Source organism: Idiomarina piscisalsi (assembly GCF_003987095.1).
Lineage (GTDB): Bacteria > Pseudomonadota > Gammaproteobacteria > Enterobacterales > Alteromonadaceae > Idiomarina > Idiomarina piscisalsi.
On the sequence record NZ_PIQA01000004.1, the window covers coordinates 217,332 to 243,578 of the forward strand.

Consider the following 26,247-nt stretch of genomic DNA (forward strand, 5'->3'; position numbering starts at 1 on the left):
CTGCCGGTTTGCGCATGCTTCACGCCGCTGTTGCTAAAGCTAAGCAAGAAGGCAGAGTCCGCACAAAAACTCGCGCCTCATTGAAATAATGCTCGATCAGTTTCACGCAAGGGCGACACAATGTCGGTTTTTGTACCTGACGTAAACTCACAATTTTATTACCTCAGTAACGAAAACCATTCTGGAACATCGGTTGTGTAACCTTTTGGAAGTGTACTGGTAGCCATAAACCGTTCTTGGGACGTTCCTCGCACCGGGTGTGTTTTAAAAAAGTGGCTTAAGCGCCTTGAACGTTAGATGCCCGCATGCTTTTTACCTTCTTTACTAACTCTTTGAAGCATGACTCGCACAAGTCAAAGTGAAACGAGTCACCGTCGTGATTTGAGCCATAACCATACGATGCATTCAGTTTCCCGTACTCGCTAAAGTCGTTAAGGTTGTCGTGATGCTCTTTTTGAAAGTCAGGGACAACGCTGGCACCGCAGGCATCACAAAGAATATCAGTAATAACCTCTACCGATTGATTTGCCGTTCTTTTCATAGCAGCTTCCTTAATAACAGTGTTCAAATCCAATATAGACCATTAATCGAATGCTGGTTTTCATGGATATTAAGTAGCCCTGAGCTAAGGCCAATTGTGGTACCAAGCTAGCATTTTGAATTCACAATCGCCTTAGCGCGACTACGGACAGCTTCAGGAAATTCGTACTTCAATAGTACACGATAAAATCTTGTCACGTACTGGCAGTGGAATTTTTCATTAGGGGGCAACCAGCTATCGGGTCCCTGGGCTCCCTTACTGCGGTTTAAACTCGCGCTTACCGCGAAAAGGTTAATAGGGTCGTTGGCGAACCTGTCTCTTCTTGACTCAGACCATGAGGAAGCACCATTTCTCCAGGCCCAGGCTAAAGGTACCAGGTGGTCGATGTCCATTTTAGAAGAATCAAAAAAGACAGAGCCCGAATATGGGTCGTTCCACCGACCTCTTACCACACGACAACCGTCACTAGACTTTGTTGTTGGACCGGTCGAAAGCTCTAACAAAAGTTCGTGGCGAGTGTTGAGACAATCCCCGTCTTCATCTATCCAACCGGCAAAAGCGTTTCTGGAATACTCACCGGGTGAGCTTAACTCAGGAGAGCTTTGTACGCTTGGTGCTTTCTGCCCTGTAGGAAGTCGGCCTCCGGCATCAAGACAGGCGTTAATGGAGTCGTATGCTTTGAAGTTATTGGTCCGTTCATAATAAAGACTAGATGTGTCGTGACATATCTTGCTGTTACTCATTTTAACCGACGGGGTTTGAGCGTAAGCCGTTGCCGGTGTAACAGAAAGAAGTAAGGCGGCCGATACGATAACGGCGGTAATGAGAGGCTTGTAGGCTCTTGTTATCAAGTGTGTGATGCGTTGCAATTTTTCATATCCCTGTGAATTGTATTACAGCAACTATATCAGCACCTCCCAGTTAAGACTATTTTGTGATGGTGGACTGATGATAGGGACAAAGTCTTTCAGTAAAAGTAGCAGCCCGCACGATGACGGGAAGATTGGAAGGCTTATTAGCCGTTGCAGGCGCACCCGGGACCTTTAGTACACGTTTTGCTCTTAGCTATGCAAGAGTCTCCACAAGCTTTGCCTTTCTTGCAGACTTTGCAGCACTTTTTGGAATCAGCTAGCAAACTATCCGCTGATAAACTTCCATCAGGCGAGGCGCAGTTTGTTTGGTCATCGATTGTCACCGAAGACCCTATACTGGTAGCTACGCGATTTTTATCAGTACTGCTATCTGCATTTGCAAAACCAAAGGCTATTAAAAGGGTTAACAGTAAAAGTAAGTGTTTCATATGAGCCTTTATTACAGACTGCTTACTCTTGACTTTTGGCAAGCCTTAACGAGAACTTAAATAGTAGCGCGTTTTTCAGTCGTAAAGCCTTAATATAAAAACTATTAAGCAGAGGACATATCTAATCTGAAATCTAATAAGCGTGAATCCTAGGGTGTACTTTATAAATCATTTGTGATCTAATGTCTGTAAGTTAAATATAGAACATACTATTTAATACATGGAATATGATGAGTTGAAACGCCAAATTGGTAAAGCAGGCTTAACTAATAAAGAGTTTGCTAAGCTAATAAGAATAAATCCCAACAGCATAACAAACTTTAAAAAGAAGAGTGTCCCAAAAAACATAGCTATTATTGCTACTTTGATAGCAGAAATGAAAGAGCATCGGGTTGACTTTAAGGCTGTTCTCAATTCCTTTGAAATTAAGTAATTAAGGTAAAAAAATGAGCAAAAAGGCTTTCACGCTTGATCAGAGAGTCGCGTTTTACAATGCGATAGCTAATAAAGATCCAGAAAAAAAGATCGTAAATTACAATAAAGAGTCTGACACCCTATCATATTCAAGTTTAATAAAATCATTTGAAAGAATTAATGGCAAGCCTACTGACGAAGAGCTAACCCGCGCTCTTATCTTATTGTATTTGATCCACGACTATAATTACTCAGCAGATAAAATAGTTATAGAAGATTATGTAGAAGGTGGGGGAAGCAAGCGTAGTAGAAGCTCTAAAAAGCTGCTTGAAACTGATATTTGTATAACTAATGAAGAAGGCGAAATAGAAGTCATATGCGAGATTAAGCGCATACAGGATTATAACAACTCAAAAGATAACTCATTGGAAAATCAGCTTTTTGTTCCTTTTAAAAGCTACACTAAGTATGGAAAAGCAAAATACTTGTTTTATTTGAGTGTTGATATTCCTCTAGAGCCTTCTCATTTCCCGTTACAGTGTATCGGGATAGATACGTCAATATCTCCAACGCATGAAAAATGGCTAAAGCAGGGAGGAAGCCCTCATTTTGTCGATATTGTATTAAACGGAAGTGCCCCTGATTTAGGAAACGTTTTTATAAAATCAGGAGGATCAAATTTAGATAGTAGCAATGCTCGAGATTTAAATGATAATTTTGGGAACAATGAATTAAGAAGATTATGGTCTAATCTCTGGAATCATATTTGGGGCGGAACACTTGAGGATAATAAAAAATTTGAAAATTTTAACAAGGTTCTTTTAGCTAAAATTTACGATGAATCGAAAACTTTAGAGGGAACTGCATACTCTTTTCAGCGCAAGTTTTCCAAGGGAAAACCAATAACAAATGAAAGTCTGGCAAACAATATTGATTTACTTTACCGCAAAGCATACGTTGAGTACCTTTCAAAAGACAAGTCTCAAGAACTTTTTTCCGTAAAAGGTATAGATTTTAAAGAATTTCCTGTAGAGCTTATTTCTAAATGTGTTACGGAACTTCAACCCTATTCGTTTAAAAGGAATAGATTTAAAAATGTAGATGTGCTTGGTGAGTTCTATGAAATGGTTATAAGGGATGCATTCAAGCAGACCAAAGGGCTATTTCTCACTCATCCCAATATTGTTCTTTTTATCTTATCTGCATTAGATGTTGAAGAAAAAGTTGTAGATACTATTCGCCAACCTCATGATCGAAGGTATAGGCTCCCATACGTGATCGATCCGAGCTGTGGAACTGGCACATTTTTAGTCAACTACATGCAATATGTACAAAAGTATATAGAGCGCAACCATAAAGATATAGCGAAAGGAGATGAAGACGTTAAAGATTTTATCGAAAGGAACGTTCTCGATAAATACGCTTTCCGTTGGGTAGTTGATTATGTTTACGGTATTGATTATGAGCCAGTTCTCGCCACCGCCTGTCAAATCAATTTAATTCTGCATGGCGATGGCAGTACCAACATATACAACACTGATGGGTTGGCAAAATTCCAAGAGTATAGCAAAGAGAGCGTGACCGGAGCGATGAATATGCTTTCTTCTGAACTTTGCGAACCTACCGGTTACTACAATAAGGATTCATTGGGTAAATTCGACTTCATAATTTCGAATCCACCCTTTAATGTAAAGGTTGACAAAACACAAGCTAAAGATACTTTCAACGTTCGTGGAAAGTCGGAAGCGTTTTTTTTGGAAAGGTGGTATCAGTTATTAAAGCCTAAGGGCAGAATAGGTGTAGTTCTTCCGGAAAGTTTCTTTGCAGTTGAAGAGGATATTTCAGGAAGATATTTCTTATATCGGCACTTCAACATTAAGGCGATTGTATCACTTCCTTCACATGCATTTCTGCCTCACACTCCAACCAATACAAGTCTTCTTTTTGCTGAAAAGAAGAGTATTAGAGAGGAGAAAGAGTTTGCAAACGAGTGGGATAAGTTCTCAAGTCTTTTTGAAGAAAAGTTTAGCAAGATACACTCAGTATTGCCACTTAAAAAAGCCAATGTATGTTTTGATTTAGATGAACAAGATAAGAAAGATTCTATTAGAAGAATAATAGAAAAAGTGGATGCAATCTGCAACGAAGAGTTCGGTATTGGCTTCATAGTTTTACCATTTTTCACTTCTGAGCAGCTTAGAGAAGACTTCTATACTCAACTAAAGAAAAAGATACGGGATACAGTTTACGCAGCGAAAGAACGCTGGGTATTAAACTCAGTCAGCAAAAGTAACGACAATGTTTTTCATAATTTTCATATTGATGAACTTGGCTATAAATGCGGTAAGAAAGGCTGCAAAGATAGACCTAATGAACTGATTTCAGTTAGTGATAAAGATGGTGGCTTAATTTACAATTTAAAATACTCTCAAGAGTGGAATGAAATTCATTGTGAAGATAAAAATACTGTATTAGGAATTTTAAAGGGCCTAAAAATATGGCAATAACGGTAGAAACTAATTCAATATCTTATTTATCAGACTTTCAACCAATTCGTTGTGATACTTACTTTCGCAGCAAAATAAAGAAGTCGGAATCTTTTTTTATTAACGAAAACATATCTTGGGTTTCTCTGGGTTCAGTTATTGAAAATATTCAAAACGGCATGAATATTAAAACTGAATATTACTCAATGGAACCCACTGATATTTTATACACATCTGTTTCACAAATAAAAGAATATGGGCTTATAAATAAAAACCAAAATTATCTATCAGAAGAAGTTCGTGATTTAAATAATTTCTTTGAATTAGAGCCTGAAATGGTTCTAATTACACGTTCGGGAACCGTTGGCGTTGGTCTCTCAACCAACAACAGCAGCTTTGACTTTGATGAAAGTAGCTATGTCGCATCTGGATTCGTTATTACATCAAAAATAAAGCCGGGATATTCAGCTGATGTTATAGCGAATTATATTAACTTAGCTGACGTCCAAAATTATCTTGCTGCTATGGCGGCCGGAGCATGCCAGAAAAATATATCTCAACCTAATATACTTTCCTTGCCTGTTCCAGAGGTTTTGTTTACTAAGGCTGAGAGTTTCAATGATTTATTTAAACAATATGAGCATTCTACTAATAAAATCAAACGTGTTATCTCTAGAGGTGAAGACAAGCTAAGCAAGTTGAAGGATACAGTATCTGAAGAAGCTTCACGATTGATTAGCGAATTAAGCTAGCTAAACTTTTTTCAGTATTTTAAAGGCACCTGGGTTCCATCCAGATTTTACGGACACATTTAAAACGGTTGCGTTTAACAATGAGTGTACGGTAGAGAAGCGTACTTCTCGATATCTGAAAGACTAACTGACTCTTGATCAATGGCTCGGTTTTCGCATAAATCCAGCATTTTTTGCAGTTCTATGTCTGAGCATTTCCAAGTATTTTGGTTTGGTTTGGCAACCAAATGGCTGTAGGCGTGGTGGTTGCTAGTATTCTCTAGCATGGCATGCATGGGATGGTAGAGCCCGCTAAGCCGGAGCTGAGAGATAGTAGCTCTTAGCCGCCAATAGATCTGAAACCCCTCGCGGTCAAAATCGCCCCAAAAATAGATCTGGGGATGTTGAAGTAAACACTCAATCGGCGGTGGTGTTCCCTGGCGCACAAGAGCTGTTAGCCGACTCTTTTCCTCCACAAGGCTTGCCAGCTGTCTACCGTACTCATTGCCGGAACGAGAGAGCCCATAGCCAAATGTTGTGACCCAAGCGACTTTGTTTCCCATGCAGGTTTGTAGTGCTGCCTCCATAGACTGCGGATTTTCCACCAACACAACGCAGGCTGGTGAGCTGGGACCTGCAGTGATGATATAAGAGGGTGGGCCAATAAGCAGATCAAGGTTAATACCGAACTTGCGAAGTATGGGGGATGGGAGCGCATCGAGCAGCTTTGAGCTGCCAAGAAGATATTTGGCGCTTACCAAATATCGAGATTGCCCTTTTAGTAGAGAAAGATCCTTTCGCAAGGCCATAAGGCCACTCAAAAGGCGCTTCATATCTTCTACTGCCCATCCTTGCATTTTGTCACTAAGTGCAATCAATATTTCTTGATCTGCAGGATCGACATCCAAGTCAGACATGACGGCAAGCCAGCTCTCTTCACATGGCGATCGCACTTGTTGAATTGAAAGCAGAACACGGCCTATGGGCTCACCACGATGCCAATCTTTGCAACTTACTTCGCCGGAATCACGTAATTTCTGGAGACCTTTAATAACCTCATTCCGGTGAAGCCTTGTTTTTCTACACAGGCGTTCAACCAGACGATCACCTTGAACTGATGTCTTCTGACTAATCGAGAGAGTGTTTCTCAATATATTAACAGCTTGCATTATCTGACAACCTGTGATGGTGGAACACGACGGATTTGAGCAGTGCGCAGAGCTGGCTCATCGGAGGTGCACTCACGAAAACTGACCCAGCCTTTGCCACTGTCCCCTGTCTTACCATTACCTTCGTTCTTCCCGATTATGAAAACTGGGAATTTATTAAAATCATTCTGATAGTGAGGGTTATGGATTAGACCTATAAGTTGAAAGCTTCCTCGTGTACTTTCGATGCCAGCCATAGAACTATCAATCAGTTCGCGATTGGACAGGTTTGAAAATAGGCCGTCAATGAGCATTATGTTCACGGACATGTCTCTAGCTTTTTGTTGTGAACGGCGTGACGAAAGGCGCTTTGCTTCGCGTTCAATAGCGAACTCAGCTAAGCGAATTGCCCACATAAGCGATAACGCTGCTTTCTGACCTTCACTGAGATTTTCATTAAATTCATGTTCGTCGCCAGCGCCCCTTATCGAGGTGTTTACGTAGGTGATGGTTGGTTTAGAAAAGATTGTTTGGTAAAGCTTCTTTCGAATTAGAGAACGCAGTGACTCGTGGTAGTCTTCAGTGTCTTCTGAGCGCGTTCTTTGTTTTTCAAGTTCACGGCGCTGTCTTTCAAGGATATCTATTTCCTCGACAATACCATCCATCAGCCGCTGTATTCCGGTTCTGTCCAGCACCTCGGCTTCCACGTTGAAATATGAGGTGTGTTTACCACGGTTAGATCCCACAACAGAGCGTAAGATTCCAAGATCCAATGCTGCATATTCAATAAGGTGCGCGAGACGGCTACTTACTAGCTGCCGCGACTCTCTTTCGGACGATTCGTATTGGTGTAACAATTCTTTGGATCTTGAGAGCTGTTCCAATATGCCCTCGTAAAGTGTTCGCACCTTGGGTATATCCACGACACCATTGATTTCTTTCAGGATCTGAACTTCGACTGGCTTTAGGCCTGTGGGTGACTTGATAACGTCTTTGGCTAAGTCTACAAACGCTTTGCCTTTTTTTTCTAGCTCATCTTTCGCACGCGCCAAGCCGCTTGCTTTGCGATCAATATCGATTTCTTCCAACTCGCCCGATAGTGCATCTGCAATTATTCTGACCGTTTCAGGCTCGTCATTAACGTTTGCATGGAGAAGTTTTTCACATTGTTCAATTAATGGGTCTTCGTTTATATCACGATCGCTTTTGTTGGTGGCATCCGCGCTTAGCTTAGCTACCTTTCGATATCTCTTTAGTGCCAAGAGCACTAACTTATCAATACTTTCCATCGCGTTGCGAACTTGGGGAACAGACTCAGATAACTTGTCCCGTTCAATACGGGCGGCGTCACGTTTTCGCTGCGTTTCTTCGATTCCGCGGGAAATCTCACCAAGCTGCTGTGACAGATTATTCACTTGGTCTGCGCTAATGCTGTCTAAATAATTTTGTGCTCCATCAAAATGTTTGTTGTAGGCATTGCGATTCTCGGCTTTGGTGGCCTCCTGGAGGAGGTCGCGGCGGCGTGTATCGCAATTAGCCATAAATTCAGGGCCACCTTTCTCGTAAAACGAGCCAGCACTGTTAAGCATAATCGCTAAATCGTTTGGCAACACCCTTTCTATTTTTTCGCTCAGGGTAGATATCTGCTCCTCTAGTTTGGACTGTTGATTTTGTCGCTCGGAAATTTGTAGCTCGTATGTTTGAATGTCAGCGCTCAGCTCAACTAGGCGTTTTTGTAGAGTAGTATCCTCTTTTTCGCCGCCAAGTTTTGCATAGCTATCAGCAGATCGGATTATGGCAATAACTTGCGGGCTAGTGTGCTGGCGAAGTTCTTCTACCTTGGATTGGCATTTCTCGAGTTCTTGATTTACCGTTTCGAGCTTTTTGATTTCATTGTCTTGTATGGTTCTTAAAGCCCTCCGGGCTAAGACTACCGACTCGCTTTCATCACCTATTGATGTTGACTCGCTTTGGAGGGTTTCGATGGTGATTTTCACTGTATTTATGCGGGTGTCGAGCGATTCCTTCTCACGCTCAACCAGTAAAGGATCCAGCAAACAAGAGACTGGTCGCGTGACTATACCTGCAGTGGTACCCACTAACAGCTCGTTATTGTCGGCATGTTCAATTGGTGCACTCTGACAATATTCAATAAGGCTACGATAAAGGAAAACCGGTACCTGAGCATCGAAATCTGATAGCGCTTCCGCTGCTTGTTTCGCCTCGTGTTCAGTAGGGAAAACTGGCGCAAAGAGCAGCGCAGAGAAAACGGCCAGCACTTCACGTTTACGCTCATATTTTAGGCCTAGTTCATCAATAACATGATGGAGCACTTGGTATGAAATATTTTTCTCGCTTAAGTAGTCTAACGCGCTGCATGTAGACGCGTTGGCTGCAATTCGCTCATTTTCGAGGGTTTCACGTTGCTTACAAAGGTTCTTTAGCAACATTTCTGAGTCATTCAGTTCGATAGCAATCTCAGCTCGACGGGTGCTTATGTTTTTCAGCCACTGCTCGGGAGAAACGATTTCAGAGACAGTTTCTCTAAATCGATGAAGGGCACTTACCCCTTCCTGATAAGACTCCTGCTGTTGTTGCAACGTCGATAGTCGGGTCTGGTTAGTATTCAGATCAGCCCTGAGTTTGTCTTCCTTTCCTTCGGGAGAAATATTACCGAATCGTTCAATGAAATGCTTATAGGCGGTTCGGTGTTCAGAGAGGCGTTCAAGCGTCTGGCTTGCTTTGTCATGCTCTCCTTGCGCCTCTATTAGTTTTTCCTGTTTCTTTGAGAGATCCGCAGTGCACTCTTTGAGATTGGAAGAAATAGCGTGCATTGACTCAGAAAGACGATTCTTCTCTGCCTTTTTCTGCTCGAGTGTTTCTACGGGTACACATTCCTTACCATATTCAGCTACATATGCCTTCCACGCACCATAGTGCTCGTTAAGTTGTGCTTCCAGAATGGAAAAGTCACTCATCGCTTTGCGTGCAGTAATGAGCTTCTCCCTTACGATACCAGCAGTTTCCTTTGGTGCCTTAAGCTCTTCCTCGCTAAACAAGCCCGATTCGACTAAGTCCGCATAAAGACCTTCGTTTGTTTCCATTCGGGTTTGCTGCTGCTGAAGACGGAGCTGCTCTTGCCGTAAACGATCAAGTTCACTATCGAGATTACGCTCATCTCGCTTTTGTTGCTTCAGATCAGCCTCTTGTTCTATGTATAACAGCCGGTAGGGATTGGTGTCTGCACTGTTATCAAACCAGTAAACTGCATCCTCTAAGAGGTTTATGGCTGTTTCATTCGTTAGATCATGTCCCATTGAGGATGCGGCTTTCAGCAAGGCTTTTGCCGCTTCTATTGAATATGATTCCCCCTTCCGCCTGCCACCATGTAGGCCGTCATGTAACTTGAAGTCGCAAGGAATATCAATAACTTGAGAGCTTTCACCACCCTCTATCCCATTTCTTTGAGCCTGCTCATTTACATGCCTTGTTTGTTTGTCGAGCAGTATCGCCAATCCCCGATCCAGCACTCGGACTTCGGAACGTCCGGGCTCAATCACAAGATGTTTGGCTACATCACCCACTAAGCCTTCAGGTAACGATGACTTCGGCACTCCAAGCAGTCGCCCTTTACCGACTAATTCACTCAATACCTGAACATCACGTTGTATTTTTGCCAAGTGGCGGTCGTACTCGCGCTGTTTTTCTTCAACCTCATTGGCGACACTCATTACTTTCGTGAGCTGTTCTACTCCAGACTCTAGCTCATCGGTTTCCGCGCGTTTGGTAGCAGTATCCTGTTTGGCCTTTACGGTACTGAAGACTGAACGCTCTACTGAGTCTTCAAGGCTTACCTCTCCTTCCTCGCCCTCCCGGTCCATTATTCCTTCCATTATCGCGGGGGCTAACACTTTGTAAAAGAAGACCTCAGCGTAGCTCTGACCAGGTCGAGTCTTTATTTCATATAGCAAAGCACTTTTGTCCTGCCCTCCGCGCTTCTGGAAGTCTGTCATTTGGCGGATAGTCGATTGGGGAAGGTTGACCTTCAGTGCCAGCGCCTCTTCCCATTCATCTTCATGTGGGCTCATTACCAGCCCGGGAAGAGCCTTTCGGTTTTGCACAAACTCTTCGTTGCTAAGTAATGTTCTTTGTTTTCCATCATCTGTGCCAATAGGGAGTTCTTCTAGCCTGCCCTTGTAATAGTAATAATTCACCCCTTGATCGCCTAGATAGCCGTACATACCGAAGACCCAATGCTCACCATTCACTTCATTGCCTTCCGCGGTAATGAAGTCGGATTGTCCTGTATTGGCCAATGGCCTTATCAGCTCGACTTGTATGTGCGACCAAGTTCCCACAGATTTCGGGCTAAATTTCTTTTTTGTGTGACTTACCAGAGTATGATCACGAGACAGTACGGCCAGCATTGCCTCCGCCAGAGTAGTTTTACCGCCGCCATTGGTGAGGTTTACCGCTGTAGATTGCCCCCGAAAGTCCAAACATTCGTAGCGAAAACGCGGAGACCACTTTTTTCGCTTGCCATCGCCGTAAAAATTCAACATGTTGCTAATGGCTACTCGGTTAATCAATCCCATCAGTCAACTCCTCTGTATCTTTGTCTTCATTGTTAGGGGCTACAATATTTACGATGTTATCGAGTGTGTTATCGATGGGTATGCGTAACGACTTATCGTAGTGCTCAGCAATTTCATATGCTCCCAGTAAGGTTTGTTGGTATTCATTCTTTTCGGATTCTTGAATGAGGCCCGCTGCTGTCATCAGCTTTAAAAAGGCGCTAACTCGACGGGATACATCCTTCCCTTTTTCTGAATCAAGAATTGCGACGACTTTTGATGATGCGCCATCACTTAATCCCATCTGTCGAATGTGAGCAATATGCTCCAACACTGATTCCTCAAGCACTTCTCTTGAAAATGTCGCATCAACATAGCTCGATACCTCAGAAACGCCACGGCCAACTCTGGTATAGATAAGGGACAGGTAAATCAGCCAAATATGTAAAAACCAGACTGCTGATGTCTCTCGACTGTCCTTGCCGCGGATGTTCATCTCTGAGTAGACCCGTTCATTTGAGAGAAAACTCGGCGCAGAAACCTCACCAGTTCGCGCCAAAACCCATATTCGACCTGCCACGGCAACACCTCGAGTAAGATCATCGAACTCCACCAACTTGAATCCTTGTGGAGCAAGAAACTCATTGAATCGTTCTAACTGATCGATTGATGCACTTCTAAGAATCGAGGCAACCAGAGTTTCATCTGACCTACTTTTACGAAGTTGCGGTTTGGATTCGATGGAACGGTGCTTCAGTAAATAGTGATAGACACGTCCAATTTCTTCCATTTTCACGTCGTTAACCCTCTATTACCATTAAGAATGGCTTTTTAGCCAATGTAAAATAAGATCATCCCCTTCAAGCCGGTTACCATCTGGGAGCTGAATGTTTAAAGCGTTTGGTGAGACTGAGACAGCTAATTCGCTGTTTGTATCATCTAGCCATTCAGGGGAAGCATAAACGCCAATAAGTTGTGGTAATGCATCGAAATCCTCAACAGTGAGCCAACCCTTTTCTACCGCAGAGCTTAGTGATACTGGACCAACGCTTAGCTGGGAAAGAATCTCTTCACGGTAGGCAGAAAGGAAACGCTCAATAAGGGAGGGAAGCTCATCAACAGCTTCGTCATCAAAAACGAGAGTGGTGCTGGAGTTTTCTTCCTGCTGAAGGCTAAGTATCCCCGAAAAGTCCAAGTGAGATGGAGCGGCGATATCTGTGCTCCAGGGACCTAACTCAGCAATACATAGCTCTGTAATAGATTCTGAGCAGGGGTGAAAAGCAAGGCCAACGGCGGCTAAATCAAAACGCACAAGCCCAATAACTTCGCGTTTGGATGACGCTAGCATTGACACCAGTTTCTGAAACTTTCGGCTGAGCCGTTCAATTGCTTGCAGGATCTCTGTAAACGACTGAGTGACAGTATAAGGAGTGAAAGAATTTCCAGCTTCCGTTTCCAGCCAGCGTGAATATTGCTCCTTCGCTTGTTTAGTATTGAATTGTTCGCTGGCTGCTTCGACAGAGCTCTGAACTTCTATAATTACCCTCATGTAGTCGTCTCGGTGTTTAGCGAAGTCTCTCAACAAATCCTCCATATGTTGACGTTCCAATAGGAGAGTGATCTCTTTCGAAAAACGACGGACCTGGGAGATGAGCCCCTCGGCTAATTGTGGGACGTCAGCATACGCACCATAGTCTATAGCTCTTTCTACCTTGCTCGCATCATCTGCGGCGTAAAGCCAGTTTTGTGCGGCTTGAGATAGAAGAACCGCCTTTGTACCTGACGAGCTGAGCCGGCACCTGTCTCGCCGATTTGTGTTCCTAGGCCACTCAATAAGAGCCGTTTCCCGCTTATATGTTTGACGTTGTAGAGCATCATTTTCACCATCCTTGAGCGTAATAAGTCGAGTGGGAGTTGCTAGGTAATTAGCTACAAAAATAATGTCTTCGCGAGTAACGTCATGTAATTGAGTTAGCTCGCTGATAATTCCCTCTAGTGGTACCCATGCCTCATTGCTTTCCAAGTCGCGTTCATACAAATATTGCAATAGCCTAGTGCCAACATCCAACCAAAGTCCGGTTCCTGCTCCTCGCCTGCGCTCGTCTGGCGAATAAATACTCCCCCCCACTGTACGATCGGAATCGTGTAGGTCGATTAGTCTTGCGGTTGACGCCAGTAATAAGGGCCATTCCATAGGTCTTGACCAGTTCTTGATTAGTGTCTAGTAACTAGATTCTGCATTATCTAGTTGATTGATGCAATAGACTTGTTCACAATAGAGTCTATAGGCAGTCGCAACAGCGCATACTAATTAGGTTTTATCGAGTAAATATGACTACAACAGCATTAAAAAAATGGGAAGTCCAGCGCCGCCTGGAGGAGATTGATAGGCAGCTTTACTGGGCGGGGAGTGTGGGTCGGACAGATCTTATCGTTCGATTTGGGATATCTCCGCAGCAGGCATCTGCCGACCTAAAGCTTTATTTAGAGAAAGTAGGACAAGCGGTACGCTTTAACGGCTCCATCAAACGCTACGTACCTACGGAGAAGTTTCAGCCTGAGTTTATTCAACCCAGTGTAGAGGAGTACATCAACTGGGCTGGAGAAATAGGGCACTCTATCACCAAAGTTCCTTTTCCGTCTCGAAGCGTGAGTATGGCGGTACTGCAACCGCTTACCATGGCCATACATCAAAGGCGGTCAATCAAAATAAGCTACCGCTCACTAACAACTCCAGAGGGTATGGTTCGTAGAATTTCCCCTCATAGTATCGCCTTTACAGGTACCCGATACCATGTTCGAGCCTTTTGCCACCATAGCGAAGAGTTCCGTGACTTTGTTTTGGGAAGAATAATTGAGACATACGCTTTTGATGACGCGGGCCCTGGTAAAGAACAAGATGACGCATGGAATACATTGATTATTGTCCGTATAGGCCCTCACCCTGAACTTACGAACGCTCAGCGCACCGTCATTGAAGCGGACTATGCAATGGTCGATGGTGAGGCAAAGGTTCATATCAAGCAGGCCTTGTTGCTATATTTGCTTGACCAATTCAACTTGTTTGAACAAGAGAGTGACCGTCCAGCCACAGTTCAGCAAATTATTTTGCTGAACCCTGAGATACGTCAGTTGGCTAGATGCTGAATCTACAGTTGTAATAGTTTGTTATTCACTTTAGAAGGTATGCTTTAACTGAACCATTGAGGGAATGTCAGCTAAACACTATCGTCGTATATGCCGGGTGCCAAACGCTTGCTTGAAAACTGTAGTTGCTGGCTGTTTTTTAGGTGCAGCATTATATGCTCTCCAGAGAGTGATGCATCTGGTGAAGCATCAATATTCCAGCTATCCAGTAAATATCCGGCTAAAGCCTCTTTTACTTGTTTCTTCAGAACCCCAGACATCATTTGGTACTCGAACTCAATCATTGGAGCTATATTAGCTAACCTGGGGTGAGGCTGAAGCTCAAGCTCGATTATAGTGCTCCATGCTTTGTCAGCTGCTTGCTCTTCATGAGGTAAAACTCCATCAGTCTTGCAAGGCTCCAATGCACTAATTCGGTTAATTACGAAGTCACGAAACTCATTGCGCTTGCGATCGAACCCTCTTACGTGCCAACGCAGTCCGCTATCAGCTATCGAGTGAGGTACAATTTGTCTTTTAGCGCCTTGTGGGGATGACTTGGATAGATAGTTAATGACTATTGGGTACTTTCGTTTTATAGCTCGAGTAATGCCGGCTAAGATATCTAGGTTTACATGAAATAAACTGTTTTTAACCGCAAATGGTTTATCTGTTGCGTGTGCAAAGCTGTCGCCGAAACCATCTGTTAGTGTGCTCAGGCATTTATTGATAGATACTTCGATAACAGGCGATGCATTGTCTTGCCACTCATAACGTCTGATATTCGGTCTGTAAATCAAATTATCAGGTGCTATTGAATTGTACAGTTGAAAGGTGCGGGTAGCACTTGCCTCACTTATATCGAACCTTTTGACCAGATCAGCTCGAGATACGACTCCATAGAATCGACCTATAAACTCAATGTGAGCTAATAATTCTTTCTGATAACCTGAAAGTTCGCTAATCATGGCTGCCTCAATCTAGTTGTTCGATCAGCACGATCAAAAAAGATCTAAAAAACAGATCAAAATGCTTGACGTACTCAGATTGACTAGTATTATCGTAGGTATAGAAAAAAAGCCACTCTTTTTTTAGAGCAGCTTCTTTTCTGAGTTCATTAACCGGAGTTAATGGAACTACTGTTCGACGACATAAGTTTCTATCAACTCCCGGTTAGTGTCAAATCTTTTTATATTTTGAACTAATTGAGGAGGCCTACTATGGCTACCAATCCCCCTGTTGGTGACAACCAACGTCGCGGCGCAGTGCGCCAACGTTCTCAAACAGAAACCCAAAGTGGTCATTGGGTTAAGCGTGATGCAGTTACGGGTCGCTTCATGGATATGAAGTCTGACAAAACTCCTTTCAAAGGCGTGAGAAAGGAGAAGTAACATGGCAGCACGGTATGAATTATTTAAAGGCACTGATAAGCAGTTTTACTTTCGTCTTATAGCCGAAAATGGTGAGCAAATCCTTCGCAGTGAGGGGTATGTTTCGAAGCAAGGGGCTAAAAACGGAATAAGCTCAGTAAAAGTTAACAGCCCACTGGATGAGCAGTACGAGAGAAAAATCTCTACTAATGACCAGTATTACTTCGTCCTTAAGGGCGGTAACTGGGAAGTTATCGGTGTGAGCCAGATGTATACCACTAGAGAAGCCAGAGAAACGGGAATTGCTTCGGTTAAAGCGAATGGGCCGGACGCTTCGACCCACGATTTAACTGGAGAGTAATAACCGGAGGGTTGGTTTACTCCAGCCCTTTTATCAAACTGGCTTGGTTGTCTTATTTTCTTAATGTGGTGACGAACCTCTGTTGTGAGATAATAGCTTCTTGTTTTGTAGGCTCTCACTTAAAGCTCTGCAACTGCCTTTCTATTTTTTAAGGCTTTCGTTAAGCTTTAATTTTTCAACAGGGACAGTCGATATGTTAATTCTCACTCGCCGAAATGGTGAAACGTTAAAAATAGGCGACGATATCAGCGTTACCGTTCTCGGTATTAAAGGGAATCAGATACGCTTGGGTGTTGACGCGCCGAAAGATGTTGACGTTCACCGTGAAGAGATTTTCTTACGCATTAAGTCTGAGTCTGGCTCAGAAAAAAAGTGATTACAGTTAAGTAGTTACTGGCTGACCACCTAAATACTTACGACCGAGACAACCAAGCCTTTCATTTAGTTTTATATAGTGGAAGGTGCGACTGTGGCTGACAGTATACAAATTGAAGGGCTCCCGAGTGACGACCGAGAATGGCTTGTAAAAGAATACGGAGCATTAATCTGGAATGAGTCTGCTTCTGATGAGCCATTGGTAGATGTTTTGTTGGAAGACACTGAAAGCGGTGAGTTTACGCTTGTTCAGGTAGCGAAAAGCTACACGAGGATCTTAGAAAAAGGCAGTATTTGGAAAAACGGTGAGTACCATAGCGAGCGTGCTGACTTAATAGAAGCCATATTTGAATTCTCTATCGATCCAAAAGATGACGGTAATTTCGTCAGTGCCTGGGAGCGGGTAGACGAAAGCGATAATTCCGAAGAAGGCCAAAACAAGCGTTATATATTACCTCCGAGGAAATACCAAATCCCAAGTAGCTTCAAAAACACAAAGTTTTTTACTGTAAGAACCGAGTGTGGCGTTGAGCTTTTAGCCAACTCGTTAACTATCTTTGATAATACTTATGGCGCCTCCCAATTTCTTCAGCAGACCGTCCTTAACAATTATACAAATGCAGCGCTGGAGAAACTTGAATTCAAAAAATTTGATACCGCTGACTTCAGTAATCCCCCTCAACACGATGAATACAGGCTAGGCCTTTCAAAAGAAGTCTATGACGATGACCGTTACTTTATATGGGCTTTAAAATCACAACGATATACACAAAGAACTGTTAACTACATATCCGCGCAACTGGACTCCAATCGCGCCAGAGCAACTTACCTGAGTGTTCGTCCGTGGTTTTCCGGATCACACAAATGGCTTGTATCCGGTATTTGGTTAGAAAAAGGAAAGCGGTTCCTGGTCCTAAAAATTCATAGGTACAAACTGCCGCAATGCCCCGACTTCTTTATCATTCGTGAAAACAGCAACATTGCTGACGAAAACGGAAACAGTTCCGAGAATGAACGCAAGAAATGCGCTAAGACTGCGAGTAAAAAGCTCATTGGTACCTCTAAGTCTAGGCCATCATCGAGCTCTATGGGTGAAGACCTTCGATTGGGTGACATTGAGCACTGGGGCGAGACGGGTCTTCAAAAAGCGGTACCTAAAGAAAATAAGACAAAGAATACGCAAGTCAAAATAGTGCCGACTCCACAAGGCAAGGTTTCACCGAGCAATCAAGGAGGCAGTGATCCTAATATCGGCAAGCTGAACCTCACCAATGGAGACGATGAGCCCAAAAAGGAATCGCCGAATACGCTGAACTTGCTTTGGTCAGCGCTTAATAAACTGATTACCGAAAAGTCACAACAAGTGTCTAAGCCCGCATCACTAAGTGGGATTGATAGCGGTGTATTTACATCAGGACAGCTGGCTCTAATAGAGCCTGAGCACGACAATGATTGGCTATTCAAAAAAGAGCACCGCAGATTAAACCGACAGACATATAAAGGTTTACCTAAGAGACGATTTGGCGTGTTTCATATCACTTTCAAAGGTATAAACTTCTTTTTCGTGTGTATTGAAAGGTTTAATAGTGACAAGTTTCGAACTGCTATTTTTCGCTTTTCATCTCGAAGTGATTTTCTAAATGCGTTACCTCAAATACTCGTTGGTATTGTTGATGCTAAGGGGGTCTGGAAAAGAGCAGCGGGTATCGCTGGCAGTAATGTTTCTTTGATCACGCATAGAGGCAATGAAGTGGCTATTGCAAGTCAGATTAGTGGAAAATTGGAAGCTGCTATTGAAAGTTAGTCGCTTCTTTCTTTTAAAATACGAGTTGGAGATGGTACCCAGTACGTCTGGCTTTTAAACGTCACTTCCAGACCGTCTCCAACTTCCTTTATGTGAATATGTGCATTTCTGGGAAGGTAAAAGTCGTGAAAGTAATCCAGTGCGAAGAAAGTGTATAGACGGAAAGCTTTTGAGCTTGGATTTTTTGAATAACGTTTAAGAGAGGCAACAACGCCATTTTCGGCGTTTGCGCCAGGCATGGAAATACCGAGGCTAGTGTTTTCTCGAGTGAAGCTGACAAACTTAAATATCGATGCACGCTGCCCTGGCGATTCTTTTAAGAGGTTTTCTAATGCGTTCTGAGGACTTTTCGCCCACCGGTTATGGTCTAGGAGACTCTTCATCGCTGAGGTTTCAAAACGTAGCGTTCGTGTTTTAATATCCCCTTTTTCAAGCTGATGTTTTCTCAGGCTGCTATATTCGAGAATCGCTTTTTGGAGGGCAGATGACTTTGCTTTTTCAAAGATCAAAGTATTCATATCAATAGTTCGTAAATCCATGGCTGTGACGAGTAACTTCTCGTCAAATATAACTCCTTTACTCTCCAGAAATTGTCGAGGCATTGAAGACCGCCTTAAATAGCCACCATCGATTTGCTTAAGTAAATCGAGCGTCAGGTACCAGTCTTTAGGGAACGATTCAATCTTTTCAAAAAATGGGATGTAGCGGTTTTGTTTATGGGCGGCATCGAAAGAGTTTCGAGTTTTCTCTAGCCAATTTACAAATTCGATAAACAGATTCTTGCCATTTAGCGTGTCGAATCCTAAAGCATTTTGCTGCTTTCTGATCTTATTAAGGCGCTTTGCGCTGCAAAGCTGGCATATAGTTTTCTCTTTTCCGGTTAATTCTTCGTCACATCCGGTACAGTAATATTTTATGTTATCTCGACATCGATAGCACATGAGCGCTCCGTTATCGAGTGTATAAAGCTTTCTGCGAATACCGCACTGCGGGCATTTAGGGCGTAGCTTATGACGGCACCCATCACAAATGGGTGAATTCACGCCTACGGAGAGCCCCCTGGAAACGACATCTTGTTTTCCACAAACTGAACACGTCTTGAGCTCTTTTATATAGCGGTAGCAACTGCTGCAGAATGGTCCGCTCGCGAGTATCTTACTTATTTTCCGACCGGTACGTTTGCATCGAACACAAGGCGTTACTCTGGGGTAACAGTCACAACATAAGCGCTTTTTGTCATCCTGGTGGATTCTTTTTTGCTGATTGCAATTGCTGCAGGTTGTAAGTGGGAAACATCGCAGATAGCAATTGGCGCAGTAGGTTTGTTCTTTATAACGCCGAGTGAACTGGTCAACAAAACGACCACACTGATCGCATATTTTTGTTTTAGAGGTTTCCAAGGTTATGCTTCCTGATAAGGAGTTCCCATTTCTTCTCAACAACGGGCCGGGAGCAAGGCTTTTTACTGAAAACCACCGCAGGTTTGTTGTTCTTTTTCTCTTTGGGCTTTGATGAGTGCTCTACTCCTAGAATTTTTAGGACGGGGGGTGGAGTAACTGTTAGAAGGGAGCGCATGAATGACTGGCTTAAACCTCTTGGAACCAGTTGGGCGATTTCTTTGCTGAATGAATTGCTATCCATTGCTTTGCAATACTTAAGGAAAGTAGCTCGAGTTTCAACTGTCAGAAAGTCGAAGTTTACTCCTGAGCAAGATGCTATTAATGCCCGATCTTTCCTATTTACAAGATCTGAGAAGACTTCCCTATGTGCTTCTGTGCGCCCCAAGGATAACTTTCGAAGCATAGCTATCCAGAAATCCAATTGATGAAACCTGTCTTGAGTATCCCTATTGGGTTCATTGATTAACCGAACGAGCTCATGTGTTGTATTGACTAACTCCTCGTTGGCTTTTTTAGCAGGATGACTAGAAATGTCTCTTTGGCAGTACTTACACACTCTCAGCTCTTTCTTTTTAAGCCGGTGAGGCTCTACTGACTGTTTACAATAAGGACAGCAGTCTTCAAGGAGGCATTGGTGCTTTGGACACATCGTAATGAAAGAAAGTCTCCACATACGCCTGAAATATGGCTCTGAATCATTGTTTAAGCACTCAGGGCAGAAGGGCTGATAACGGTAGGTATTTAAATTCCGAGTTCCCCTTGCTACGACCCAAGGCCAAGGCGTTTGTGAAATAAGTTTGGCGCGAGAAATTTTCTCTAACGTTGAACGCAGCATCATTTGCTCTATACGTTCCTCAGAGACTCCGGAGTATATGCTGAGTCTATGAAGGCGGGGTTTTGTGAGTTCTCGGTCTAAATCTAAGGTCCAGGCTCTCCATTTACCCCAAAGATATGATGTCAGTATCAATGGCTTTGTGAAGTTATCAAAACTAGCTCTTATCAACCAGGAGGACAATAACTCATCCTCAAAAGGCTTGGTTCGTATCGGCCAGGGTCTTAAGTGAGTTTGATTTCTCTCTGTCCTTTCGTTGGGGTGAACCATGAAAAAGCTTCCACAATGTCTATGTCAATTTTCTCCTTACCATTATGTATAGCCTCAATTGCGCAAACTTTCAGCAGCTCATGTAAATTACCTAGGTTTCCATCAGAAATCTCGAGAATACGTTCGCCCAGCTCTTTACTTGTTAGATTGGATTTCTGTTTAAGGGGTAATGCCTTTTCAAAACTAGATAAGAGTTGAACAAAGTCTTTATTTCGCTCCCATTTCGGTAGCTTCATCACCCAAAAGCGGCTTTGTAGCTGGGGATCGTTTTGAATAACCGAGAGAGCATCTTTAGTGCCGGCACCGACAATAGGGATTTTTATCTTGTTAGAAATCATTTTTAATTCAGCTAAGGCATTTTGTCGTTGTTTAGCCGTGCCTGCCAACAACGTGTGAAACTCATCTAAAATGAGCATTTTCACCTCGCAAACTCTCATCAAGTCAAAGGCTTGTTTTCTGAGTTCGCTTTCCGTTTGTGTCGTCTTAAAAGGTGCCCAGAATTCTTCTAATATTGATATGTAGATATCTTTGACTTTCGGGGCTGATACTTCGGTGACTAAAACAGGCTTCTTAAGTATTTCATCCTCTTCATCAACAATAGGCTGCCCATAAACTTCGCAAAACTTCTCAATAACTGATGATTTACCGTTATTGGACTCGCCGATGAGAAGCGCCGAACGCATTCGTTGCTGTTTTGGCTGATCCATAAGGTTTTTTAGCTCTTGAATCGCTTTGATGGCTATTGGGTAGCTTATCCACCTCTTTTGATTGATAAAAGAAACACGCTCTTTGTTTGGTAAAAGGACTACCTGCCGATATTTTTTGTCAACGTGTTTGAATTCGTCCATTTGGCTCTCACTCTATTTCAAAACTTTCAATGTCCGTTCCCCAGATATCATCGGCTGGATCGTTTGACTCACTAGAGGTACGTTGAGGGCTAGAAGTGCTACTCCCCTTATTGTTAGTGCCTGTATATATCTGTGCTGGAGACGACTGTGTTTTTCGACGGGTGTTGGCCGCGCCGGCGCGCCTCGCTTTTTTAGTTGTGGCCTTGGATTTTTCTTCTATTTCTCTCATGCTCTCGATAGCCTGAAAAATTGCCTGCTCATTTATGAGCGTGTCATCAAGAGACTTTAAATATTTTCTTGCCTTCTCGAGTTCCCATTTATTCGTATAGGGGTGGGTCGGATCGGAATAAGGAACTTCGTGGTAGAGCTTCTGAAATGGGTCGTAGACCCATACTTTAGTTATATCCCTAGGGTCGCGTCGAACAATGTATTTTCGGTTTTTACCGTGCTTGTCTCTCTCGCCAATAAGGTGCCGGATTCCATCCGAATAGTAATGTATTCTATCCCAGACTACTCCTTCCCCAGAGATGCTCCTCATTGTTCGAGGGAGAAAATCAAGCTCTAGTGTTAACGGGTCATCAGGTATCTCCGGTAGTCCGGTCGCCATAATGCCGGGCGCTCCTTCTATACCCATCCGCCACTTCGTTATAGGAGCGATGCCTAGTGAGCTGTGAGGTGTATGGTGATACTCAATTATTGCGTGAACGAGCCACCTTTCTATTTCATCAATAGTCATGGTAGCGTTCTTTTCCGGGTCATAACTTTCCCTCTTACCAGTGCTATTGAAAGTTTTACCATCCAACTCCGCTATTTTTTTAGAGAAAGCTCCTAGATAACGCTCTACATGACCTCCATAATTAGGCTTCTTGACAGGTCTGAACTCAATATCAATCCCGTTGCTTGCACATGCTTCTGATAGGTTAATGGAGCGAAAGTCAGCGCCGTTATCTGTGTGGATCTTTTTCGGAAAGCCCCAGACATTCCACTCTCCCTCGACACCGATGTGCTTTAACCACTTATCCTTGGGCAGTATTGAATGAGATATGCACATAGCGACGGATGTTAGGCTAGGCGCATCCAGGGATAGGTATATCCCGGTGATGACTCGGGAAAACACGTCAATTGCGACTGTAAACCAGACTCTTTTGATACTTTGCCGAGTTTCTTCATCAACAATAATAATATCTAAAGGGGTGTGATCGATTTGAATCACATTCAGGATGGTGTCTGCACCGGGGAACTTCCCGGCTTTTACCGAAAAGCGGTTGTTTGCCGCTTCTACTCGTCCTCTACCGCGCAAACGCTTTTCCTCTGGAATTCTCTCAATTCGTCGGTAAATAGTGGCTTGATGCGGTGGTGTAAGGTCAGCTTTCAAACAGGCTCTTTTGATTTCTGAGTACACCTTTTTAGGACTTGGCTGCTTTATCGTCAGGTAAAGGTTCTCGATATAGTGGTCAATTATCGCGTTAACATCGCTATCCAGTCGCTTCCGGTTATAACTCCATCCTCTACGCTTCGGAATGAGACTTGTGAGAGCCTGGGTTGATTGATAAGCCCTGAGCCAGTTGTAGAGTGTCGTGTAGTGGTAATCAACCTCAGCCGCACGTAAACGGACATCGCTTTTTTTGGGGTGGTCAAGTTCAAGTAGAGGCTTAATGGCTTCGAGTCGCTTTTTCGCTGTTTGGTAGTCAGCCTCTGAAATGTCATCTAAATCAGGCTCGGCGGGCATCAAATCAGACCTAACGGTAGTGGCATGCTCTATGAGTTTACTAATTGCAACGATGTCGGCTGTGTTGGAGGCCACATTTTTGACGATACATTCTTTTTCGTTGAGTATCTCTTTTACTAGGTACTCTTCGCCACCCATGATAACCGAGGTACCGGGCGTCACTTTAAACCGGCGTCGTTTTAACTGATGTCCGTTAGATGTTGCCATGGTTAACTCCGACGATTTCGGTTTCCTCAGATAGCGGCTCAGATAAGTTTAGCTCTAGTTTATGGTCAAGCGCCAATCGCCAAATATCGTTTTCTCGAATGCCAGGCGTTTTTTGCACTGAATTAAACCTCTGGGTAAAGCGTCGTACAGGAATTGGAAGAGGCATGCTCTGCAGTGTGCTTTTAACTTCGTTTGCTATGTCACTACTGACTTTTCGGCTGGCAAAGTTCCTAAGCATCTGAAGGTTTTCCAGTATCGAGTCCCGGATGCGTCGTTCATCATAGATTTTAAAAGTCCATCCGTTTTGTTTTGCAAACGCAAATGCTGCAGAGAACTTATAACGCAGCTTGTGGAAGTCGCTTTCCAGCTCTTGTTTCTCTTTAACTTCTACCAGTAACGGGTTGCGCACAGGGTTAGTGAAGTAAACCAGATAATCTGGCGTATACCGGCGCTCTATGCCATTGGCATCGATATAAAATAAGCGAGCAGGCTGCGAGATTACTTGCTCAACAGAGCGATCATAATCCATCCGCATAACGAAGTCGCGCTCAAGAGTAGATTCGTAGGGCGTTGGCTCTTTACCTCGAAAGGAAAAGTAGCCAGATACGCTTCTGCGTGTAGGCTTGATTTTGCGAACCGGCGTTTTGAAATCCATGACAGTAGTGGCTATTGTGCGAATATGAACTTAACATAGCAGGACTTCAGGTGGTTGCCAATGCTGCAGATTTTAAAATGATTTGTAAGTGGCTGACTAAGATAAAGACAAAACCCCAGATAAGCGTATAACTTTACCTTCAGGAATTCACTTCATCAGAAAGCTCTAGTGTTAATGCTAGCAAATCAAAATTACTATGAAGTAAGTTTCTGAATAGGAAGTCCAGCTATCAGGTTTAAGTGCTTAGCTATTTATGTATTGAGTCCTGCTAAGGACAGCCACTCTTTAAATGTGTTTGGCGTGAGTAATTGCGCATCAATTTTTATGTGGCTACCAGTCAAGAAACTTTCGTGGCCGCGCTTCTCCCACTCTAAGGAACTCCCTGGCGAGCCTTCATAGATAATACCAATTGGAACAGCTTCTCTATCATCTTCATATTGATAGAAGACGGGCCCGCCACTCATACCACTAAAGAAAACTTCGTGCTCTTCTTCAAGCTGGGAAAATAGCATAAACTTATCCCTGGTTGACTCAACGCCGCTAGGTGATTCCGCCACTGCCTGCACAAAACCAGATAATACATACTTTCCATCAGTGCTTTTGTGCTCAGTTGCATAACCAACCGCGATTTTTGGGGAGTTAATCGACCAATCTGGCTCTTCCCACGAGTCTAAGTCCAACCATTCTTTATCATTATCTTTCATATATTGTTGGATTACGAAGTTTGTTGGTGCGATAGCAATGTCGGGACCGTTTGCTTTAGGAGAATCATCGATCAATGGACGAAAGGCACTTGCAGGACGACCTGCTCCGAAGTCTAGGAAGCTAACAATTAGCGAAGAGTTACCAAACAATATCAACTCCCGAAAATCATCTGACCCTATCTGTTGTTGATAATATACGTGGGCACAGGTAACTACATAACCCTTACCTTTATATTTAATGAAAGTTACTGTGGCATTAGCTTTGTTTGCATCATGACCATCTTGCATGAACGGTTTAGACAACCATAATGGCGCACAGAACTGTGAAAACTCCGTTTTGCTGTATTCCATAACCTTCCTATTAATTGATCTAACCACATAATATAGATTATTGAGTAGCTAATAAAAATCACTCGACTTTCTCCCTTAATCGGATTTAGACGACTGACTTTAATGGGCTACGATAACAACGCTAATGTAAAAAGTTGAGTGACAAAAGCGCAGATTTCACCTGAGGGAATCAAAAGTTATCTTTCAGTAGCCTTTATTGTGCGAATATTTAGGTGTAGTAGCGCTTATTCTGCGAAAGTAGGGTTGCTTTATTTTGCGATTTATAGTCTTAAGTAGTTGATTCTGCTCACTGATAGTTGAATTTTATTTGCGAACTGACAGGTACCGGTAATTCTGTTCGCCCCGGAGAAATTTCATTAGCGAATCGGTCGCTGCTTTTCCTTGACGAATTACCCGAGTTTAGCCGGCACGTATTGGATTGTCTGCGCGAACCATTGGAAAGCGGTGAAATTACGATTAGTCGTGCGGGTCATAACGTTAAATTCCCCGCAAACTTCCAACTTGTTTGCGCATTGAACCCTTCCCCCTGTGGTCAGTTCGACGGCTCGTTAGCTAATTGCCGCTCTACACCCGACCAAATTCTCAAATACCTGAATAAGCTGTCGGGTCCATTGTTGGATCGTATCGACATTCAGGTGATGGTTCCGAGAGAAACTGAATCCATGCGTTTGAATGGCGGAGTAAAACGGTGTCGTCAAATGACGACAGCTCAGGCAAAAAGCTTAGTCGAGAAAGCCCGACAGTGCCAATTAAAGCGACAGGGTTGTTTAAACAGTGAATTAAAACCAAAAGCGCTGAAGCAGATATGCCTTTTGTCCGAACAAAGCGAAGCGTTTTTAGCAAAAGCGGCTGAGAAGATGAAACTTTCCCACCGAGCCTATCACCGAACTCTTCGTCTCGCCCGAACCATCGCCGACTTAGCTGAGAGCGACACCATAGAACAGCAGCACTTAGCCGAAGCCCTCAACTACCGAGCCCTCGACCGACTCATAGACCAGGTGCAGAGTTTTTAGCTCCGTAG

General features: G+C 43.4%; 22 protein-coding genes. 9 read left to right on the forward strand and 13 right to left on the reverse strand.

Features of this window, described 5'->3' with window-relative positions:
• Positions 1-277: 277 nt before the first annotated feature.
• Entirely contained in the window at positions 278-541 is a 264-nt protein-coding gene (locus tag CWI73_RS07560) for a hypothetical protein (protein WP_126752215.1), read from the reverse strand.
• A gap of 107 nt (positions 542-648) precedes the next feature.
• Complete coding sequence (locus CWI73_RS07565; RefSeq protein ID WP_126752216.1) at positions 649-1,410, reverse strand: HNH endonuclease family protein; 762 nt, start codon at positions 1,408-1,410, stop codon at positions 649-651.
• A gap of 651 nt (positions 1,411-2,061) precedes the next feature.
• Here CWI73_RS07565 and CWI73_RS07570 point away from each other — a divergent pair.
• Genes CWI73_RS07570 through CWI73_RS07580 form a run of 3 tightly spaced genes read left to right on the forward strand, consistent with a single transcriptional unit; the run spans position 2,062 to position 5,493 of the window.
• Positions 2,062-2,274 carry an XRE family transcriptional regulator gene (locus CWI73_RS07570; RefSeq protein WP_126752217.1) on the forward strand — a complete coding sequence of 71 codons (213 nt, stop codon included), beginning with the start codon at positions 2,062-2,064 and terminating at the stop codon, positions 2,272-2,274.
• A gap of 13 nt (positions 2,275-2,287) precedes the next feature.
• On the forward strand, positions 2,288-4,762 hold the full coding sequence (locus tag CWI73_RS07575; RefSeq protein ID WP_126752218.1) for a type I restriction-modification system subunit M: 2,475 nt from the start codon (positions 2,288-2,290) through the stop codon (positions 4,760-4,762).
• Complete coding sequence (locus CWI73_RS07580; RefSeq protein ID WP_126752219.1) at positions 4,753-5,493, forward strand: restriction endonuclease subunit S; 741 nt, start codon at positions 4,753-4,755, stop codon at positions 5,491-5,493. The genes CWI73_RS07575 and CWI73_RS07580 overlap by 10 nt, the downstream gene beginning before the upstream one ends.
• 74 nt (positions 5,494-5,567) lie before the next feature.
• Here the strand turns inward: CWI73_RS07580 and CWI73_RS07585 are convergent, their stop codons facing one another.
• From CWI73_RS07585 to CWI73_RS07600, 4 genes are read right to left on the reverse strand one after another with little or no spacing between them, the layout of a single operon-like run.
• On the reverse strand, positions 5,568-6,641 hold the full coding sequence (locus tag CWI73_RS07585; protein ID WP_126752220.1) for a Wadjet anti-phage system protein JetD domain-containing protein: 1,074 nt from the start codon (positions 6,639-6,641) through the stop codon (positions 5,568-5,570).
• The gene (locus tag CWI73_RS07590) at positions 6,641-11,215 is read right to left on the reverse strand and encodes a coiled-coil domain-containing protein (protein ID WP_126752221.1); all 4,575 of its coding nucleotides are present in this window, start codon (positions 11,213-11,215) and stop codon (positions 6,641-6,643) included. Before CWI73_RS07590 ends, CWI73_RS07585 begins: the two co-directional genes overlap by 1 nt.
• Complete coding sequence (locus CWI73_RS07595) at positions 11,202-11,984, reverse strand: hypothetical protein (RefSeq protein WP_157980630.1); 783 nt, start codon at positions 11,982-11,984, stop codon at positions 11,202-11,204. Before CWI73_RS07595 ends, CWI73_RS07590 begins: the two co-directional genes overlap by 14 nt.
• Before the next feature lie 27 nt (positions 11,985-12,011).
• The gene (locus CWI73_RS07600) at positions 12,012-13,217 is read right to left on the reverse strand and encodes a hypothetical protein (protein ID WP_126752223.1); all 1,206 of its coding nucleotides are present in this window, start codon (positions 13,215-13,217) and stop codon (positions 12,012-12,014) included.
• Positions 13,218-13,525: 308 nt separating this feature from the next.
• Between CWI73_RS07600 and CWI73_RS07605 the strand changes: the two genes are divergently transcribed.
• Complete coding sequence (locus tag CWI73_RS07605) at positions 13,526-14,341, forward strand: WYL domain-containing protein (protein WP_126752224.1); 816 nt, start codon at positions 13,526-13,528, stop codon at positions 14,339-14,341.
• A 71-nt stretch (positions 14,342-14,412) separates the two neighbouring features.
• On the opposite strand, the gene CWI73_RS07610 is transcribed toward CWI73_RS07605, so the two are convergent.
• A complete protein-coding gene (locus tag CWI73_RS07610) occupies positions 14,413-15,288 on the reverse strand; it encodes a WYL domain-containing protein (protein ID WP_126752225.1) in 876 nt (291 codons plus the stop codon).
• A 252-nt stretch (positions 15,289-15,540) separates the two neighbouring features.
• Here CWI73_RS07610 and CWI73_RS12550 point away from each other — a divergent pair, with 252 nt between their 5' ends.
• The 4 genes from CWI73_RS12550 to CWI73_RS07625 all read left to right on the forward strand — a co-directional run bounded on the left by CWI73_RS12550 (position 15,541) and on the right by CWI73_RS07625 (position 18,230).
• Positions 15,541-15,711: a hypothetical protein gene (locus CWI73_RS12550; RefSeq protein ID WP_198675164.1), complete on the forward strand. Its 171-nt coding sequence runs from the start codon at positions 15,541-15,543 to the stop codon at positions 15,709-15,711.
• 1 nt (position 15,712) lies between these two features.
• On the forward strand, positions 15,713-16,051 hold the full coding sequence (locus CWI73_RS07615) for a YegP family protein (protein WP_126752226.1): 339 nt from the start codon (positions 15,713-15,715) through the stop codon (positions 16,049-16,051).
• 193 nt (positions 16,052-16,244) lie between these two features.
• Positions 16,245-16,427 carry a carbon storage regulator CsrA gene (gene csrA / locus CWI73_RS07620; RefSeq protein WP_126752227.1) on the forward strand — a complete coding sequence of 61 codons (183 nt, stop codon included), beginning with the start codon at positions 16,245-16,247 and terminating at the stop codon, positions 16,425-16,427.
• A gap of 210 nt (positions 16,428-16,637) precedes the next feature.
• Complete coding sequence (locus CWI73_RS07625) at positions 16,638-18,230, forward strand: hypothetical protein (protein ID WP_198675165.1); 1,593 nt, start codon at positions 16,638-16,640, stop codon at positions 18,228-18,230.
• Here CWI73_RS07625 and CWI73_RS07630 read toward each other — a convergent pair.
• The 6 genes from CWI73_RS07630 to CWI73_RS07655 form a co-directional block, all read right to left on the reverse strand.
• Positions 18,227-19,171, reverse strand: coding sequence for a hypothetical protein (locus CWI73_RS07630; RefSeq protein WP_126752229.1), 945 nt, complete (start codon positions 19,169-19,171; stop codon positions 18,227-18,229). The two genes, CWI73_RS07625 and CWI73_RS07630, sit on opposite strands and share 4 nt — an antisense overlap.
• Before the next feature lie 445 nt (positions 19,172-19,616).
• Positions 19,617-20,732, reverse strand: a complete 1,116-nt coding sequence (locus CWI73_RS12665; protein ID WP_126752230.1) for a TniQ family protein — start codon at positions 20,730-20,732, stop codon at positions 19,617-19,619.
• A complete protein-coding gene (locus tag CWI73_RS07640; RefSeq protein WP_126752231.1) occupies positions 20,687-21,580 on the reverse strand; it encodes a TniB family NTP-binding protein in 894 nt (297 codons plus the stop codon). Before CWI73_RS07640 ends, CWI73_RS12665 begins: the two co-directional genes overlap by 46 nt.
• A 7-nt stretch (positions 21,581-21,587) precedes the next feature.
• Entirely contained in the window at positions 21,588-23,516 is a 1,929-nt protein-coding gene (locus CWI73_RS07645; RefSeq protein WP_126752232.1) for a Mu transposase C-terminal domain-containing protein, read from the reverse strand.
• Positions 23,503-24,171, reverse strand: coding sequence for a TnsA endonuclease N-terminal domain-containing protein (locus CWI73_RS07650; protein WP_126752233.1), 669 nt, complete (start codon positions 24,169-24,171; stop codon positions 23,503-23,505). The genes CWI73_RS07645 and CWI73_RS07650 overlap by 14 nt, the downstream gene beginning before the upstream one ends.
• Before the next feature lie 251 nt (positions 24,172-24,422).
• Positions 24,423-25,226: a hypothetical protein gene (locus tag CWI73_RS07655; protein ID WP_126752234.1), complete on the reverse strand. Its 804-nt coding sequence runs from the start codon at positions 25,224-25,226 to the stop codon at positions 24,423-24,425.
• A gap of 296 nt (positions 25,227-25,522) precedes the next feature.
• On the opposite strand from CWI73_RS07655, the gene CWI73_RS07660 reads away from it, so the two are divergent.
• Complete coding sequence (locus CWI73_RS07660) at positions 25,523-26,239, forward strand: ATP-binding protein (RefSeq protein ID WP_241968868.1); 717 nt, start codon at positions 25,523-25,525, stop codon at positions 26,237-26,239.
• Positions 26,240-26,247: the final 8 nt, after the last annotated feature.